The following is a 16316-nucleotide window of genomic DNA, read 5'->3' on the forward strand; positions in this document are numbered from 1 at the left end:
ATTACAACAATTTCACTCTATGCGCCGGCGCTGACGGCCTGTGCGTCGGCCTTGCTTCTCCGCGCTTCCTTCACCTGCTTGTTGCGCTGCGACCGGAGCTTGAGGAACGCCTTGGCTTCAACGTAGAGGCGCGGTACATCGCGGTTCACAATCGCCTTCCACACCACGCGGAACGCCGCCTTCGGCCTGAAGTAGTACTCGTCGTAAAAGCGGTGCACCATCTCCATCACGTAGTCGACAGGCAGGCCTGGGTATTCAATGTGCGCCATCTGGTGCCCGCCGCCGTCTTCCATCTTCTCGTTCGTGATAAAGCCGCCCGCCTTCGCGAACTCGTAAAACTCGGTGCCGGGATACGCGTGCGCAATCGACACCTGGATCGTTTCGCAGTCCAGCGTCTTGGCGAAGTTGATCGTGTTGCGGATCGACTCTTTCGTTTCGCCGGGCAAGCCGAGAATAAAGTCGCCGTGGATCACCAGGCCCAGGTCGTTGCAGTCCTTCGCAAACGCGCGCGCGCGCTCAACGGTGGCGCCCTTTTTGATGTTCTTCAGAATCTGCGGATCGCCCGACTCAAAGCCGACGATGAGCAGGCGGCAGCCCGCGTCCTTCATGGCCTTCAGCGTTTCGCGGTCCGTCGTCACACGCGAAGTGCAGCTCCACGTAAGATTGAGCGGCTTCAGCTTCTCGCAAAGCTCAATCGTCCGCTGCTTCTGAATGTTGAACGTGTCGTCGTCGAAGAAGAACTCCTTCACCTCGGGGAAGTTCTCCTTGGCCCACTTGAGCTCGGCGGCAACGTCGTCAGTCGAGCGCTTGCGCCACGCGTGGCCTGAGAGCGTCTGCGGCCACAGGCAGAACGTGCACTGCGCCGGGCAGCCGCGCGTGGAGTAGAGCGCGATATACGGATGCAGCAGGAACGGGACGTTGTACTTCGTCACGTCCATGTCGCGCTTGTAGATCTTCGTCGCCCACGGCATCGCGTCCAGGTTCTCCACCTGCGGGCGATCGGGGTTGTGGATGATCTTGCCGTCCTTCTTGTAGCTGATGCCCAGAATCTCGCTCAGTGGCTTGCCCTGCGCAAACTCCACAACGGAGTAGTCGAACTCTCGTCGGCAGATGAAATCCAGCGCTGAGCACTCGTTCAGCGCGCGCTCGGGGTCGGTGGTCACCGGCGGTCCCACAAACGCAACCCGAATCGACGGATTCGCAGCCTTGATCGCTTCGGCCAGGCGCTGATCGCCCTCCCAGCCCACCGTCGAGGTGAAGAGCACAAGGAACTCGTAGTCCTTCGCGATCCTGATCGTCTCTTCCGCCGACACGTGATGCGGCGGCGCGTCCAGCAGACGCGAGCCCTCCAGCATGCCCGCCGGGTAAGCGAGCCAAACCGGGTACCAATACGACTCAATCTCGCGCGTCGCCGGCCAGCGCGAGCTGGCGCCACCGTCGAAATTCTCAAACGAGGGCGGGTTGAGGAAGAGGGTTTTCAAAGGCATTGACATTCCCTTCAATTTTAACATCGAGCAGTTTTTCAGCGCTGCAATCGATGGTTAAGTGCCCTATTTTGTGTTGACTTCGTTCAGCCAGTCCTGCATGTGGCCCAGGGCCCTGATAAGGTTCAGCCGCGCCTTCGCCAGATTCAGATCTGATTCCTGCACATCCAGGTATTTCTGGCGCTCGTCGATCAATGCAAGCTGCTCCTGCGTGGGAGACATCTGTGCTTGAGCGCCCGGCCCCGCACCAGCCCCGTTTCCGCTCTGCATCTGCGTCTGCACTGTCTTCAGATCGTCAGCGGCGATCTCTTGCCTCAGGCTTGAGACTTCAGCCTGGGCCTGCAATTCACGCAGCGTGCCGGTGAGCTCCGCGATTGCCACCTCGTTCTGGCGCGCAGCCTGCTCCGCCTCTGCCGTGGCGCGCAGCGCATCGGCAGTGGACTCACGCCCCTTGGCACGATGCACCATATCGAACAGCGGCACCTGCACGTTGAACCCCGAGGTGAAGTTGTTGGCGGGCAGGTCTTGTTTGAAGTAGTCGTTGACGTTGTTGAGAATCGTTGTATTGCGGTTGTACTGCGCGAAGAAGCTCAGTTGGGGAATATAGTTCGTTTCCTTGTCGCCGGCTGCCTGTTGCTGCCGCGCCCGCGCCGAGAACCGGGCCGCATCCATCGCATTCAACACGTTGTGCCCGTCTCCTGGACTGATCTTCGGTATCTCCGGAATGCTCGCATGGTCCGCTCGAATGGCGCCGTCGGGCAAACCCGTCAGCGCGGCAAGCTGCTTTGAGAGCGTGGCCGCCCGTGTCTGCAGGTGCAGCAACGCCAGCTTCAAATTCGCAGCGGCAAGTTTTGCTACAAGCAGAGAACGGAGTGGATCGACCCCGGCCTCGGTACGCTGCTGCTCGATCTCCACCAGCTTGTTGGCGAACTCCTCCTGCTGTTGGGCCGAGACGATCTCCGAGTTCACAGTATCCAGTTCGATGTATGCGTTGCTCGCGTCAAGCGCAACCTGTTCGCGCGCGTCCTTTAGCCTCGATTCCGCCGCGCGCCAACCACTACGGGCTGCGTCCATATAGTGCTTCTGCGGAATGCTGAACACCAGTGATTCCACCGTCATCGAATAAATCGAAGGCGGCTGCCCCGTGAAACCCACCGACGGGAACGCCGGAATCCCCGTGCCGAAGTTGACTGATGGGATGTAGGCGTCCCTGGTCTGCTCGTACGCAGCCTTCGCTTTGGCAACATCAGCTTCCGCCATCTTCACGGCCGTGCTGTCGCGCTGCGCCAGGTCAACAACCGTCTTCAGCGACACCTGCGCATGAGACATGGCGGCGCAACCGAGAGCGCCGGCAACTGTGACCAGTCGGCTGAGTCGAGCCAACGAATTGTTCCCCTTCAACTCCATGCGTCGGGTCAAATCTTCAAATCCTGTGCAGGTCTGTAGCCGCTGGCCATTCCCAGCGCCGCAGTGCGCTCCCTTGCCGCGCCTGCCGCGTCGCCTGACTGCTTGTATAACCGCGCGAGCCACGTGTGCGCCTCGAATGCCGGGGCTTCCTCAGTCTGACTGGCCGACGCGAGATACTCCTGCAGCATCTTGATGGCAAGCGCCGGATTTCGGTTCGCCTTGATCAGCACCGACGCTCCATTGAACAACGCAACGCCCGCATGCCTGTCGCGATCCGCTGCGGCCTTTCCGCTCTGCAGTGCAGAGTCCATCTCCTCATACCGCTTGTTCTTGCGAAAAAAACTGGCCAGGCGCATCCACTGGAACGCCGGATGCTGGCTTGCCGCAATGGCTAGCCTGAACTCGCGCTCGGCTCCTACGTAATCGTGGTTCTCCTGCGCAATCGCAGCGCGAAGCTCATGCGCGCGCGCCGGATCCACCTTGTCGAGTTGCGCGGCCACGCCCTGGGCCTTGCCCGTTCCTCCGCCCACCACGCCCGGAGCCGAGTTGTAGAACTCGCCCAGATCGGCCAGCGCCTCCGCATTCTTTGGATCGAGCTGCACCGCCTGTTCGAACTCCGCACGCGCGCGCTTCGCGAGGTTATACGCCGTGACAAACGATGCGTTGTCGGCTCTCTCGCCAAGCACACGCCCCAGCCACAGGTGATTCATCGAGTTCTGCCAATCCAGCGCCACGGCGCGCTCGCACTCGGGCTGCGCAGGATCCCACTGCTCCAGCGTGAACAACACCCTGCACCGAATGCCATGCGCTTGCGCTGAATCCGCATCGGGGGAGGGAAGCGACCGCAGAATCGAAATAGCCAAATCGGCCTGCCCCGCCTGCAGCGCTGCATTTGCGTCGGCCACGCTGCTGGCGCCCGCCTGCGCGGGTGCTGCACACGCTGCCAACAACAGCGCGATCGCCGCAAATACTACTGAGCTGAGACCCCTCACTTGACCGGCCTGATCGGCACGCCTTCCTGCAATGGCTGCCCGCTGATGGATCCGGTTGCCACCCAATCGCCCGCATTCAGCCCCGAGAGGATTGCCACCTGGTTCAGATTCATCGTTCCGTAAGTCACCGGCGTCCGCTTCAGTTCGTTATCGATCATGCGGAACACGTACGGCTTTCCGTTTTCAACGTGCAGCGCTTCGCGAGGTATGCTGAGCGCGTTTGCCTGGCTTGACGTAGTCACCGTGACCGTCACATTGGTGTCAGGCAACAGGCCATCGGTATCGTCGTCCACCGCGATCAGCACTTCGCCCACGTTCCGGGTGCCGTACTGGGTAATCGTCACCGGAACGCGTTCAATGTGCCCCTTCCAGACTTGGCCCGGCTTGGCATCCCACTTGATCAAAGCCTGCTGTCCAACCGACAGAGTCCCGATCTCGGGCTCGTCGAAATAGGCCCGCACCCGCTCATGTTTCAGATCGGCTAACTCGAGAATCAGCTTGCCTTCCTCGATGAAATCGGTAGGCTTGGCGGCGAGTGTGTAGATCGTGCCCGAAGCAGGCGCCCGCACTATCGTCTTGTTCTCCACGTCGCGAGCCGCAGCCAGGGCAGCCTCTGCGTCACGTATCGCAGCCTGCGCGCGATCAACGTCGCCCGGCGTATAGCGGTTCTTCGAGCCGTTCTGGCTGGCTTCCAGCGCAGCCGCAGTCGACTGCAGGCGCTGCCGCGCGGCCGCCACTTCGCTCGAAGATGCCGCGCCCGTGGCCTGAAGCTTGGTCAGCGCATCCACATCCCGCTGCGCCTGGTCGTGTTCAATCTGCGCGCGCGTGATTTCAGAAGAAGATGCCTGCCGCTCTGCGAGGGTGCCCCCGTGCTGGGCAGTTTCAAACAATGCCTGCGCCGTTCTCACGCCGCTCTCGGCCGCAGCCACACGGGCGCGCGCTTGGATGTCATCCAACTTGACCAGCACCTTTCCAGCGTCCACATGATCGCCGGTCTGCGCATACACGGCCTTCACCGTCGTCGAGATCGGGCTGAACTCCTGGTACTTCATCTCCGGCTCAACCCTTCCGTTGGTGCTGATCGTGCTCTCCAGCGACTGGTGCGCAGCTTCAACCACGCGCACCTCCAGCCGATCGCGGGTAAGCGATCGCACCGAGAAGAAAACCAGTATGAGGATCACGCCGGCGCCGAGCCAAACCCAGCGCCAGTCCAATTGCTTGCTCTCTTTAGCCATTCCTAACCTAGGTCAGTATATAAGACACATGAGTGAGGTCGAAGATGCGCGAAAATCCATAAAAACGAGCAAGTTGGCCCCGAATTTTTTCAATCCGTACAATGGGAATATGGCAACAACGCAACCCCGCTACACTGACGATCACGCCAAGGCCGGACTCGACTTCGCCTTCCCCGCGATCGAAACATGGCAAAACCAATTCCCCGGCTACGTCATCGAGATCGACGATCCCGAACTGACCTCCGTCTGCCCCAAGACCGGCCTGCCCGACTTCGGCACGCTCATCATCCGTTACATGCCGCGCGAGCGCTGCCTCGAGCTCAAGTCGCTGAAGGAATACCTCTTCTGCTACCGCAACCTCGGCATCTTCCAGGAAAACATCTGCAATCAGGTCCTCGAAGACATCGTCAAGGCCACCGACCCGATCTGGGCCGAAGTCAAAGGCGTTTTCCGCCCCCGCGGCGGCATCGGCACCACAGTCGTAGCCAAGTGGCCCCGCCCGCAGGAATGAGAATTCATTTTCTGCCCCGCTAATTTCTGAGAAACTACCTGCAGCGGCCTCTTCGGTCCCCTTACCGGCCTGGCCTTGCAGGAGGGTCCCACAATGAGCGCCACCCCAACCGCTCCGCAGTCCGCCGAAAGTCCTCTTTCTAGCCAACCCCTCTCGAGTTTGGAGCAGTGGGACGACTTCGTAGCCGACCGCTATCGCGAAGGCAAGTCCGAGGAAGAATTCCGTGTCTACGACAAAGCCGCCAATCCCGGCGTTGCCGAGTTCTACCGTCTTAACCACGAGAATCAGACCGTCGCCTTCGTCCTTGAGAAAGAGAAGCAATACTTCTCACTTCAGAAGGGCATGAAGTCCATTTGGGAGGCGGCTGAGTTCCTCAACACCATGGTCGACGACAGCGATCCCGATACCGACCTCACCCAGATCGAGCACCTCCTCCAGACCTCCGAGGCCATCCGCCGCGATGGCCACCCCCGCTGGATGGTCCTCACTGGCTTCCTGCATGACCTCGGCAAGTGTCTCTGCCTTTACGGCGAGCCGCAGTGGGCCGTCGTCGGCGACACCTTCCCCGTCGGCTGTGCCTGGTCTCCCGACATCGTCTATCCCGAGTACTTCGCCAACAACCCGGACCGCCATGTGCCGGAGTACCAGACCGAGCACGGCATCTATGAGCCCCATTGCGGACTCGACGCCCTGCACATGTCCTTCAGCCACGACGGCTACATCGCCGAAGTCATGAAGCCCTACTTGAACATCGAAGCGCTCTACATGCTGCGCTATCACTCGTTCTATCCGTGGCACAAGCACGGCGCGTATCAGCACTTCACCAATGATCAGGACCGCGCCATGCTGCCATGGGTGCTCAAATTCAACCAGTACGACCTCTACTCGAAAGGCCACACCAAGCCCGACGTAAAGGCCCTCAAGCCCTACTACGACGAGCTATTCGCAGAGTTCTTACCGGCAAAGGTCGCCTGGTAGCCGCCGAGGAGCCGGCACACTCCGGCTCCAGCACCCCTCTGTAACCTTGTAACTCCGTCCCTTTTCTCCGAGCCGGCGCAGAAGCCGAAGGGGCGTACCGGTCTTTCTGATCCCTGTTCCCTGTTCCCTGATCCCTGTATTCTGGTCCCACGTGGCCACCCTGACTCAACCCGTCCAGCGCTCTCGGTTCAGCCCAGCCCTCGTCACCCTGAGCCTGCTCATCGGCCTTAACCTCCTCAATTACATCGATCGCTATATCCTCCCCGGAGCCCAGTCCCTGATCCAGAAGGAATTCGGCTGGAAGGATGAGCAGATCGGATTGCTTACGACCGCGATGTTCGTGGTCTATATGCTGTTCGCACCTCTGACAGGCTGGCTGGGCGATCACTTTAGCCGCAAGCCGCTCATCGTGGGCGGCGCGATCCTGTGGAGTCTCCTCACGCTGTGGACGGCATGGGTCCACGACTACACGAGCATGTTCGTGCGGCACGCGCTGGTAGGTGTCGGCGAGGCCTCGTTCGGCATCTTTGCGCCCGCGGTGTTGTCGGACTTTTATGACGAGCGAAGCCGCAACCGCATCCTGTCGATCTTTTATTTGGCCATTCCTGTGGGAGCGGCAATTGGAGTCACATCAGGTGGTGTGCTCGGCAGCAAATATGGCTGGCGCACCCCCTTTCTCGTATGCGCGATTCCCGGCTTCCTGATTGCCGTGCTTTACGGGTTCTTCGGCAAGGAGCCCAAGCGTGGGAGCAGTGATCACGTGAAGGCGACGGCCGACCGCGCGACGTTCAGGGGTTTATTCAGGAACCCGGCATTTCTCACGGCGACCTTTGGGCTGGCCATGCTGACATTCGCCATGGGCGGCATCTCGACCTGGATCGCGCAATTTCTCGAGCGCTTCACGGGCATGTCAACAGCGGCAGCGGGAACCTGGGTCGGCGTCGTCACGGTCATCGACGGTATTGCCGGCACAGCCGTCGGCGGATTCATCGCACAGCGCTGGCTCAAGACCAATCACAAGGCTCTCTATCTGCTTTCGTTCTGGAGCGTCGTATTGACCATTCCCTGCGGCGCGCTGGTCTTCTTCGGGCCGCGTAGCTGGGCTCTGCCGTCGCTCTTCGCAGCCGAGTTCTTCCTCTTCCTTAACACCGGGCCGCTCAACACGGCCATCGTCAACTCGGTGTCGGCGCCGGTGCGCGCCACCGCGATCTCCGTCAACCTGTTCTGCATTCATTTTTTCGGGGATACGTTCTCCCCGGGAATCATCGGCGCAGTCTCGGATCGTACCAACCTGCGCCTCGCGCTAGGCGTCACACTGGTCTCGCTGCTCGTGTCAGCCGTGATCCTCGGTTCCGGCGCACGCTTTGCGCCGCGTCTGCAAGAGTCGCGAACCTAGCGGAGCGACCTCAGGCAGTCACTTGCAGGGAACCGCGGTGTCCTGCGCGGCAATGATCTGCCACTTGCCATTGCGCTTCAGCCAGGTGTCGGTCCATACCAGGCAGCGCCCCACGTCCTTGCCGTCAGCGCCGGTCTGCGTTGCGCGCTCGCTCCCGTAAACCATCGCCAGGCTGTCGCCGAATAAGCGCACCTTAGCGCCATCGAGCTTGCAGTCGCGAGCAGACCGCGACTGATCCCCCGCCATCTCCTTGGCACGGTCGTAGCGCGAACCATCCGGAGCGGTGCCCCAGAAGTCCTCGGCCACAATCGTCTCAGCAATCCGGTTGTGATCGCAGCTTGCCTCGGCCCACTTGCGCTCCGCGTCAATCATCATTTTGGCGGTGGGGTCGCCTGCATCAGCCCAATGCGACTGCTGGGCGAAAGCTGGAATGGAAGCGCCAAGCACACCCAGCGCAAGTGCCACCTGCAAAGAGCTGATCTTCATCGTGCCTCCGGGAAGTAAGAGCACCATAGCAGATTGAAGCTTAGAACCGGCGCACACAGGTGACAGCCGTCACGGAAACGGCCCCCGAATCGCGCTAGCCTCTTCTTGGGCATTGGTGTGTCCAGGCCGCATACCCCGCACACCCAACCTGAAACGAGGAACAAACGGGGAGTAACTAATCAGGAACTGTAGTTACTATAAAATTAGCTACCCCTCCCCCTGTTTTTGCTTCTCCAAATATTCGCCAAAATCGGCGTAATCCCCACAATAAACTAACGATAGCGATATACTGAATTCCATAGGACCAAAATACATTGTCTAAACGAATGATGCGGAATTATACTTCGCAGTAAACACCCCAATTCGGCGCTTGGCCAATCGTCGTGTGTCGCCGGTGTCTGCAGTCAGACGCAACAGGCGCTAAGGACAAATGGGCGGCTTGCTTGGCCGCCCATTGAATCTCTTTGCAGCAACCTGATCTATGCGCCGACCAGCTCTTCCTGCTTCTTGCCGTAGTGGCTCACCACGTAGTTGTCGAGGATCTCCTTGAACTCGGCCACGATGGTGTCGCCATGCAGCGTTTTCAGCAGTTTGCCGTCGACGTACACCGGAGCCTTAGGCTCCTCGAACGTGCCAGGCAGGCTGATGCCGAGATTGGCGTGCTTGCTCTCGCCGGGGCCATTGACTACGCAGCCCATGACCGCGACCTTCAGCTCTTCCACGCCCGGATAGGTCTTGCGCCACTCAGGCATCGACGTGCGCAGGTAGTTCTGAATCTGCTCCGCAAGCTCCTGGAAGTAGGTGCTGGTCGTGCGTCCGCAGCCGGGGCAGCTCGTCACCTGCGGCATAAAGCTACGGATCTGCAGAGACTGAAGGATTTGCTGTGCGGCGAGCACTTCTTCGGTCCGGTCGCCGCCGGGCTTTGGCGTGAGCGAAACGCGAATGGTGTCGCCGATGCCCGCGAGCAGCAGCGGGGCAAGGCCTGCGGTTGAAGCAATCAATCCCTTTGCGCCCATGCCGGCTTCCGTCAGTCCGAGGTGCAGCGCGTAATGGCACCGCGAAGCCAGATTCGTGTAGACGTCTATCAGGTCGCGTACGCCCGAGACCTTCGCCGACAAAATGATTTGATCGTCGCGCAATCCGTAGCGCTCGGCGGCCTTGGCCGAGTCGAGCGCACTCACCACCATCGCTTCCATCATCACGTCGCGCGCCGGCAGCGGGTTCGCCGACTTGGAGTTCGCATCCATCATGCGCGTGAGCAGAGCCTGGTCCAGCGAGCCCCAGTTCACGCCGATGCGGACCGGCTTCTGGTTCTCGACCGCGCACTCCACCATCGTGCGGAAGTTGTCGTCGTCCTTGCGCCCGATCGAAACGTTGCCCGGATTGATGCGGTACTTGGCCAGCGCGCGGGCGGTAGCGGGATACTTCTTCAGCAGGAGATGGCCGTTGTAATGGAAGTCGCCGACGATGGGGACCGTGATGCCGCGCTTGTCGAGCCCTTCCACAACGTGGGGAACGGCCTCGGCGGCCTGTTCATTATTGACCGTGACGCGGACAATCTCGGAGCCCGCAAGGGCGAGGGCGGCGACCTGGTCGATGGTGCTCTGAACGTCGGCAGTGTCGGTGTTGGTCATCGACTGCACGACGACGGGGACCTCCCAGCCGACCCGGATCTGGCCGATGCGGACCGTGGGAGTCTTTCTCCGCTGAATCTCTGGCATAGAAACCTCAATTCCAGTTTACTAGGAACGCTGTTTCTAGTGGTCAGTAGGTCGCGACGAATGCGTGGATAGGCCCGCGACTCAGGCGGTTCAATTCTTTGCAGATGAACCAGATGCGGCTCACGGAACGAGGATGATCTTGCCTCCCACGCCGCATTTCTCGGCAAGCTGGTGTGCCTCCTGTATGTGGCTCAAGGGCATGGTTCGCGCAATCGGGATGGAAAACTCCTTGCGCGCCACGTCCTCAGCGAGCTGATAGAGCCGCGAGGCGTCGGGAGCGGCCATGAAGGCTTGGAAGCGAATGTCGAACTTGTCCGCGTTTTCCGGCTTTCCCAACACTGATCCCAGCACTCCGCCACTGCGGATAGCCCTTAGCAGGCGGCGAATAGTCGGGCCGCCGACAGTATCGGCGATCGCGTCGAGGTCCATCAGGCCCTCAATCTCGTTTTCATCATCGATGGCTACAGCGCCGTCGGATCCGAGGGCGGCGGCCTGGTCGCGTTCGGAGGCGCGAACTCCCGCCAGAACGCGCAGGCGATGCTTTCGGGCGACGTGCACCGCGGTTCGTCCCACGCCACCTAGAGCGCCGGTCACAAGCACAGTTTCGCCGGGCGCAGCCTTTACCGCTCGCTCGATTAACTGTGCGCCCGTCGTAGTCACCAGCGGGAGAGCGGCCGCCTCTTCGAAGCTCAGGGAATCGGGGATCGGCGCCAGCACGTCCGCCTTGGCCACGGTGCATTCGGCGTAAGTGCCGTTCGCAAGCGCCATCACCCGCATGCCCTTAGGGAAGCCCGTGACGTTGCGGCCCGAGGCCACCACCTCGCCGGCGAGGTCGCGGCCCAGGATGGCCGGAAAATCGACTGGCATGCGGGCTTTGGCCGCGCCGCTACGAATCTTCCAGTCAACAGGGTTGATGCTGGTGGCCCGCACGCGCACCAGCACTTCGTTCTCGCCGAAATCCGGCACATCCGTGTCTTCAAAGCGGAGCTGTTCCGGACCGCCGTATTCGTAGAGTAGAACCGCCTTCACGCAGGACCTCCGTCGGGGTAAATGTCTCCCCATTCGAGTCCCGCGAGCGGTGATGCGTTGCCCTCCGAGCTAGAGATTCGCTGCTCGATTTCCAGTGATGAGCCGGACGATTAGCGTGAGGAGCACTGCTCCAATCACGGCGATGACGATGCTGCCGATCATGCCGTGCGAGCCGGTTGTGCCAAACCCGAAGAAGCTGGAAACCCAGCCGCCGATGAGGGCGCCGATCAGGCCGACGACCATGTCCATGATGAAGCCGAAGCCGGAGCCCTTCATGAGCTTTCCGGTGATCCAGCCGGCGATTACGCCGATGATGATCCACGCGATGATTCCATGACCCATTGCATTTCCTCCTGAATTGCTTTGGATGCAGGCTTTTTGCCTGAGCCCGAATGCGATTACCAAAGGAAGAGTGCGGGTAGAGGTGCAGGCCTAGTTCAGCGAATAGGTGTGACGCCCTTTTTAAGGATCAGGTTGCCATACTTGCGCAGTTCGCCCGTCATAACGATGCTGAATGCTGTGCGGGCCCGGCCGTAAAAAGCGTGCCGCTCAATGCGCATCGGGTTGGCAGCGGCGGGGACGTGGCGGTGAACCACTTCCATGTAGTCGCTCTCGACCGCGGGATCGAGTGCGTCGCCGGTAACCACATCCATCATGATGAGCGGCGGCGCGTAGGAGTCAAGCTCAAAAAGGGGGAGTATGCCTTCCAGCAGAGTACGAATGGGGACACCATCGGCGCGAAGGACCTGCGGCCCGAGCGAGTGCCCGGGAAAGTGCGCGTCGGCCAGGACGATCTCATCGCCGTGTCCCATGCGGTGCAGGACTGCCAGCAGTTCGGGGCTGATAAATGGCGAAATTCCTTTGAGCATCGACGGTTCTCCACGATAACAAGTTGTGGAGAATCATAGCGGATGGGGATGGGGCGGCGCAGACTCGGCTAGGCGGCCCGACGAGATTCGGCACGTCTGCCGCCACATTCGGGGCCGAACTGCTGAAGGCGCTTTTTGCGGCGTCTCCAATAGATGTACCCGATTGCGAAGATGGAGCCCGAAACCACCCACGAGACCTTCTCGATATAGCCGGCGAGCGAGTCAATCTTGCTGGCGGAGAAGTAGGCGATGACCGCGACCGAGGTGACCCAGGTGACGGCGCCCAGGGCGTTATAGAGCAGGAAGGAGCGCCACTCCATGTTCAGGGCTCCTGCAACAGGACCGGCGACGGTGCGGAGACCGACGACATAGCGCGCCCAGAAAATCGTTGCGCCACCGTGGCAGCGCATCTGGTCGCGGGCAGTGGCAATGTCCTCGCCCATGTTGAATTTGCGCTCCAGCCAGCCAAGAAGTCGAGGTCCGAGCCAGCGCCCGGCGAAGAACCCAACGTTGTCGCCGACCACCGCGGCCGCGGTAGCCACGAGGATCACCAGCAGCAGATTGAGTTCGTGAGTCTTATGGGCGATGAAGGCCGAGTACATCAGGATGGTCTCGCCAGGCAGGGGCAAGCCCGCGTTTTCGCCCAGAAGCCCTGCGGAGAGTGCGAGATAGCCCCATCGGGCAAGCAAATCCTGAATACACGCGGCGAGCCATTCCATGACGGGTTAGGTTGAAGATACTCGCCGTGTGGTTGTTTCGAGGAACCGGTTGGAGCCTGCTCCATAATCCATCGCACTTCGGCCAGGGAACAGCGGGAAGCCGCGACGCATGTCCTTTCCTCAGAGGCTCAAGGCTTCAGCGCGGACGCAGGAAGGCCTCCCAGCGGGAGCTTTTGCGTCCCGCCTCGGACTTTGGTCTTTGCCGCGCTCGCGCTTTCATGAAGCAAAGCGCAATCAGTCCCAACGCCAATGCAAGAAGGGCGAACACTGCATACTCGGCTGCGGGAGAATAGCCTGCCTGGTAACCGGTGACTCGTATCGCTGCCACCCACGCGAGAATTGGCATAGTGTCGCTCCGTCACTCCGTGAGAACCCGGGAACGTGTCTGGAGTTGCTACCGAGACCGCGGCTAGTAAAAGGGGCGATCTGCGGATGCGGAATCAGGGGCAGGCCCTTCACTTCCGAGGGTAGCTGAGGCCAGATGGAGGTGCCGCGCTTCGTAGAGCGCTGGTATGCTTGCAATCAGGCGGGTTTTCTTTCGCCTGATCAACATAAGTGGCCCCGTAGCTCAGCTGGATAGAGCGTCGGTTTCCTAAACCGCAGGTCGGCTGTTCGAATCAGCCCGGGGTCACCACAATTTGAAAATCGCCAGGATGCTCGGGAAGGCGGTGAAAATCCGCCACTGCCCCGCAACTGTAAGCGCCGTCCGCACCTCGATCGTCTTTTGTCTGGGTGAGGATGAAAGCCAACGAAACCACTGAAGGTGAGTCTCCGCTCGGCACGGGGCAAGGCTCGAATTCGGGAAGGTGGCAGGCGCAAGTCAGGAGACCGGTCCTCGGCGCGCAACCGCTTTGCGTCCCGAGGGGGACGCCAGGAGCCGATATGACCTTGGCACGTTTTCGCGGCCGCTTCTTTCATCGCGCCGCTCGACTCTCCGCTTCCACTTTCCTCCTGTTGACTCTAGTGTGCACATCGGCCTTTGCCGCCTCTGTGCGCGGAATCGTGACCGATGCGACCGGCGCCCGCGTCAGCGGGGCAACCGTTGTGCTTCTGCAAAACGGCGAAGCGGTGGGCTCGGCCGTCTCCGGCGCCGACGGCAGCTACCAGATCACTACAGGTACCCAGGGGCGCTTCTTCCTGCTGACCAATGCCAAGAGCTTCCGTCAGCTCGAGACGCCGGTCTTTTATGCGAAGCAACTCGACACGATCGAGCGCAACATCGTCCTCGAACCCGAATGGGTCCGCGACTCGATCGTGGTTACCCCCACGGGAACGCCGACTCCTCAGCCGCAGACCAGCTCAGCGACGGATGTGATCGGACCGCTAGATATCGATCTGCGTACCGATCTTGTGAGCACGCTGCCGCTGATGCCGGGAACAAGCGTCATGCAGATCGGACAGCGCGGATCGCAGTCGTCCCTGTTTGTGCGCGGAGGCGATTCCGACGCAACGATGGTGCTGGTGGACGGCGTTGAGGCCGGCGACCTGGGCGGGCGCTTCGATTTCGGTACGCTGCCCGCAACGGGCGTGGAGCGGGCGGAGGTCTACCGCGGTACCAATTCAAATCTATATGGAGCAGGCGCGCTGAGCGGCGTAGTCAACCTGACGACGCCCCGGGGTACGACGCCGTTCCCGTCGTTCTTTCTGCGGGCCGACGGCGGAAACTTCAACACGCATCACGAAGAAGCGACCATTGCGGGAGCGCACGGCAAGCTAGATTACCTGGGCACCTATAGCTGGCTGCAGACCTCGAACGCACTGCCGAACGACCAGCACCACATGGGCGCTGCTGCCGGGAACCTGGGATACCAACTGAATGCGAAGACACAGATTCGCGGCACTGCGCACTACAACGTGGCGGCGACCGGAATCCCCAATGCGTGGGACTTCTACGGTGTAGCCGACGATGGCACGCAGAAGGACCAGGACATCTACGCCAGCGGCTCCATTGATCACCAGACAACGGACAGCTTTCACAACGTGGTGCGGTATGGGCTGGCGCGGAAGCGCGAGCAGTCGGCGCTCTGGAACGCATCGGGCGAGTACGTGCTGAACTACGACGGATTCGGCGACAACGCATACCTGGGCAGGCAGGTCACCATACGGGGTGCGAACGGCGCATCTGCCACAGGCCGGGCCATTCTCGACTACGACCAGGCGTACCCCTTCCAGTATCACCTTGTATCGAACCGCGACGAGGCTGCCTACCAGGGCGATTACCGTTTCACGCCACACCTGATGGGGCTCATCGGATTCCAGTTTGAAGATGAGCACGGTGCGGAGATTGTGCCGTCGTATGGCACGAACGAGACAACGGAGCACCAGAACTACGACTACTCCGCGGCGGTGCACGGAGACTTCAAGGGGCGCTTCTTTTACACGCTCGGCGGAGGCTTGCAGCACTACTCGCTGTTTGGCGTGGAGACCACGCCGCGCGCGGGCTTCACTTACTATGCGCTGCGGCCGCGTACGGGGACATTTAGTGGAACGCGTGTGATGTTCAACTTTGGCGACGCGGTGCGCGAGCCCGCACTGACTGATGAGTTCGGTTCGCTTTATCACTTCCTGGTAAGCAACGGCTTCGGCAGCGTAGCGCAGCAGTTGCACATTGGACCTCTGACGGCGCCGCGAGGCCGTATGTACGAGGGCGGCCTGGAGCAGGCGTTTCTGAGCGATCGCATCCTGTTTCGCGCACGGTACTTCCATAACGAGTTTGGAAAACAGATCGAGTATGTGGGCGGCCATCTGCTGCCGAACCTGATTCCGGGACTCACGGATGCCGATAAGCAACAGCTTGAGTCGGCTTTGGGCTTCTACTACACGAACGACTATGGACTCACGGTGAACACGCAAGCGTACTGCGCGCAGGGATTTGAATCAACGTTGGAAGGCGGCATCGGGTCCACGATCTTCCTGCGCGGCGGCTACACCTATCTCGACGCGGTGGTGCAGCGCTCGTTCAATAGCGACAATGAAGCGCTCACGGATGGATTTGCGCCAACATGGAACGGCATTCCGATCGGAGCGATTTCGCCACTGGTAGGAGCGCGGCCTTTCCGCCGGCCTCCGCACACCGGCTTTTTCACCGGCACCTATGCGCGGCATCCGTTCACAGGGATCGTCAACATGTCTTTCGCCAGCCGTAGCGATGACTCGACCTACCTCTGGTATCAGGATTCTCAGGGAGGCAACAGCCTGCTGCTCCCGAACCGCAATCTCGACTACGGCTACGCAAAGATCGACGTGGGCGGCAGCTACCAGATGAAGTCGTGGATAGCGTTCTACGGGTTGATGGAGAACCTGACCAGCAATCAACACATGGGACCCATCGGGTATCCCACGCTGCCGTTCACCGTGCGCAGCGGCGTGAAGCTTCAGTGGGGCCGCGAAAGCAAGTAATTGATTCAACAGCACCAGGGCCGCGGAGAATGTCCGCGGCTTTGCTGTTTCTGGTAGTTCTGCCAGCATCCATCGGGCTCTGTGGAAACC

Annotated in this window: 14 protein-coding genes and 1 tRNA gene; 5 read left to right on the forward strand and 10 right to left on the reverse strand. The window is 60.7% G+C overall.

The window, feature by feature from the left end:
• Window positions 1-17: 17 nt before the first annotated feature.
• From hpnJ to MOP44_RS15075, 4 genes are all read right to left on the reverse strand, one after another.
• Entirely contained in the window at window positions 18-1487 is a 1470-nt protein-coding gene (gene hpnJ, locus MOP44_RS15060) for a hopanoid biosynthesis associated radical SAM protein HpnJ (RefSeq protein ID WP_260796657.1), read from the reverse strand.
• Window positions 1488-1550: 63 nt separating this feature from the next.
• Window positions 1551-2867, reverse strand: coding sequence for a TolC family protein (locus MOP44_RS15065; protein WP_260790850.1), 1317 nt, complete (start codon window positions 2865-2867; stop codon window positions 1551-1553).
• Window positions 2868-2899: 32 nt separating this feature from the next.
• Window positions 2900-3883, reverse strand: a complete 984-nt coding sequence (locus tag MOP44_RS15070) for a tetratricopeptide repeat protein (RefSeq protein ID WP_260790851.1) — start codon at window positions 3881-3883, stop codon at window positions 2900-2902.
• Window positions 3880-5118, reverse strand: a complete 1239-nt coding sequence (locus tag MOP44_RS15075) for an efflux RND transporter periplasmic adaptor subunit (RefSeq protein ID WP_260790852.1) — start codon at window positions 5116-5118, stop codon at window positions 3880-3882. The genes MOP44_RS15070 and MOP44_RS15075 overlap by 4 nt, the downstream gene beginning before the upstream one ends.
• 109 nt (window positions 5119-5227) lie before the next feature.
• Here MOP44_RS15075 and queF point away from each other — a divergent pair, with 109 nt between their 5' ends.
• From queF to MOP44_RS15090, 3 genes are all read left to right on the forward strand, one after another.
• Window positions 5228-5629 (forward strand): preQ(1) synthase, encoded by a 402-nt coding sequence (gene queF, locus MOP44_RS15080; protein WP_260790853.1) that lies wholly within the window; start codon window positions 5228-5230, stop codon window positions 5627-5629.
• 93 nt (window positions 5630-5722) lie between these two features.
• The gene (locus MOP44_RS15085) at window positions 5723-6607 is read left to right on the forward strand and encodes an inositol oxygenase (protein ID WP_260790854.1); all 885 of its coding nucleotides are present in this window, start codon (window positions 5723-5725) and stop codon (window positions 6605-6607) included.
• A 151-nt stretch (window positions 6608-6758) separates the two neighbouring features.
• On the forward strand, window positions 6759-8003 hold the full coding sequence (locus MOP44_RS15090) for a spinster family MFS transporter (RefSeq protein WP_260790856.1): 1245 nt from the start codon (window positions 6759-6761) through the stop codon (window positions 8001-8003).
• An 18-nt stretch (window positions 8004-8021) separates the two neighbouring features.
• On the opposite strand, the gene MOP44_RS15095 is transcribed toward MOP44_RS15090, so the two are convergent.
• The 6 genes from MOP44_RS15095 to MOP44_RS15120 all read right to left on the reverse strand — a co-directional run bounded on the left by MOP44_RS15095 (window position 8022) and on the right by MOP44_RS15120 (window position 12827).
• Complete coding sequence (locus tag MOP44_RS15095) at window positions 8022-8489, reverse strand: nuclear transport factor 2 family protein (protein ID WP_260790857.1); 468 nt, start codon at window positions 8487-8489, stop codon at window positions 8022-8024.
• A 479-nt stretch (window positions 8490-8968) separates the two neighbouring features.
• Window positions 8969-10210: a flavodoxin-dependent (E)-4-hydroxy-3-methylbut-2-enyl-diphosphate synthase gene (ispG, locus tag MOP44_RS15100; RefSeq protein ID WP_260790858.1), complete on the reverse strand. Its 1242-nt coding sequence runs from the start codon at window positions 10208-10210 to the stop codon at window positions 8969-8971.
• A gap of 120 nt (window positions 10211-10330) precedes the next feature.
• Complete coding sequence (locus MOP44_RS15105) at window positions 10331-11239, reverse strand: NADP-dependent oxidoreductase (protein ID WP_260790859.1); 909 nt, start codon at window positions 11237-11239, stop codon at window positions 10331-10333.
• A 69-nt stretch (window positions 11240-11308) separates the two neighbouring features.
• Window positions 11309-11581 (reverse strand): GlsB/YeaQ/YmgE family stress response membrane protein, encoded by a 273-nt coding sequence (locus MOP44_RS15110; RefSeq protein WP_260790860.1) that lies wholly within the window; start codon window positions 11579-11581, stop codon window positions 11309-11311.
• A gap of 95 nt (window positions 11582-11676) precedes the next feature.
• Window positions 11677-12108: an L-fucose mutarotase gene (gene fucU / locus MOP44_RS15115; protein ID WP_260790861.1), complete on the reverse strand. Its 432-nt coding sequence runs from the start codon at window positions 12106-12108 to the stop codon at window positions 11677-11679.
• 68 nt (window positions 12109-12176) lie between these two features.
• Entirely contained in the window at window positions 12177-12827 is a 651-nt protein-coding gene (locus MOP44_RS15120; protein WP_260790862.1) for a DedA family protein, read from the reverse strand.
• Window positions 12828-13384: 557 nt separating this feature from the next.
• Between MOP44_RS15120 and MOP44_RS15125 the strand changes: the two genes are divergently transcribed.
• Together MOP44_RS15125 and MOP44_RS15130 are read left to right on the forward strand one after the other, a co-directional pair.
• Window positions 13385-13461, forward strand: a tRNA-Arg gene (locus tag MOP44_RS15125).
• Window positions 13462-13709: 248 nt separating this feature from the next.
• Window positions 13710-16226, forward strand: coding sequence for a TonB-dependent receptor (locus MOP44_RS15130; protein ID WP_260790863.1), 2517 nt, complete (start codon window positions 13710-13712; stop codon window positions 16224-16226).
• Window positions 16227-16316 lie beyond the last annotated feature (90 nt).

It is taken from the genome of Occallatibacter riparius (assembly GCF_025264625.1).
GTDB lineage: Bacteria > Acidobacteriota > Terriglobia > Terriglobales > Acidobacteriaceae > Telmatobacter > Telmatobacter riparius.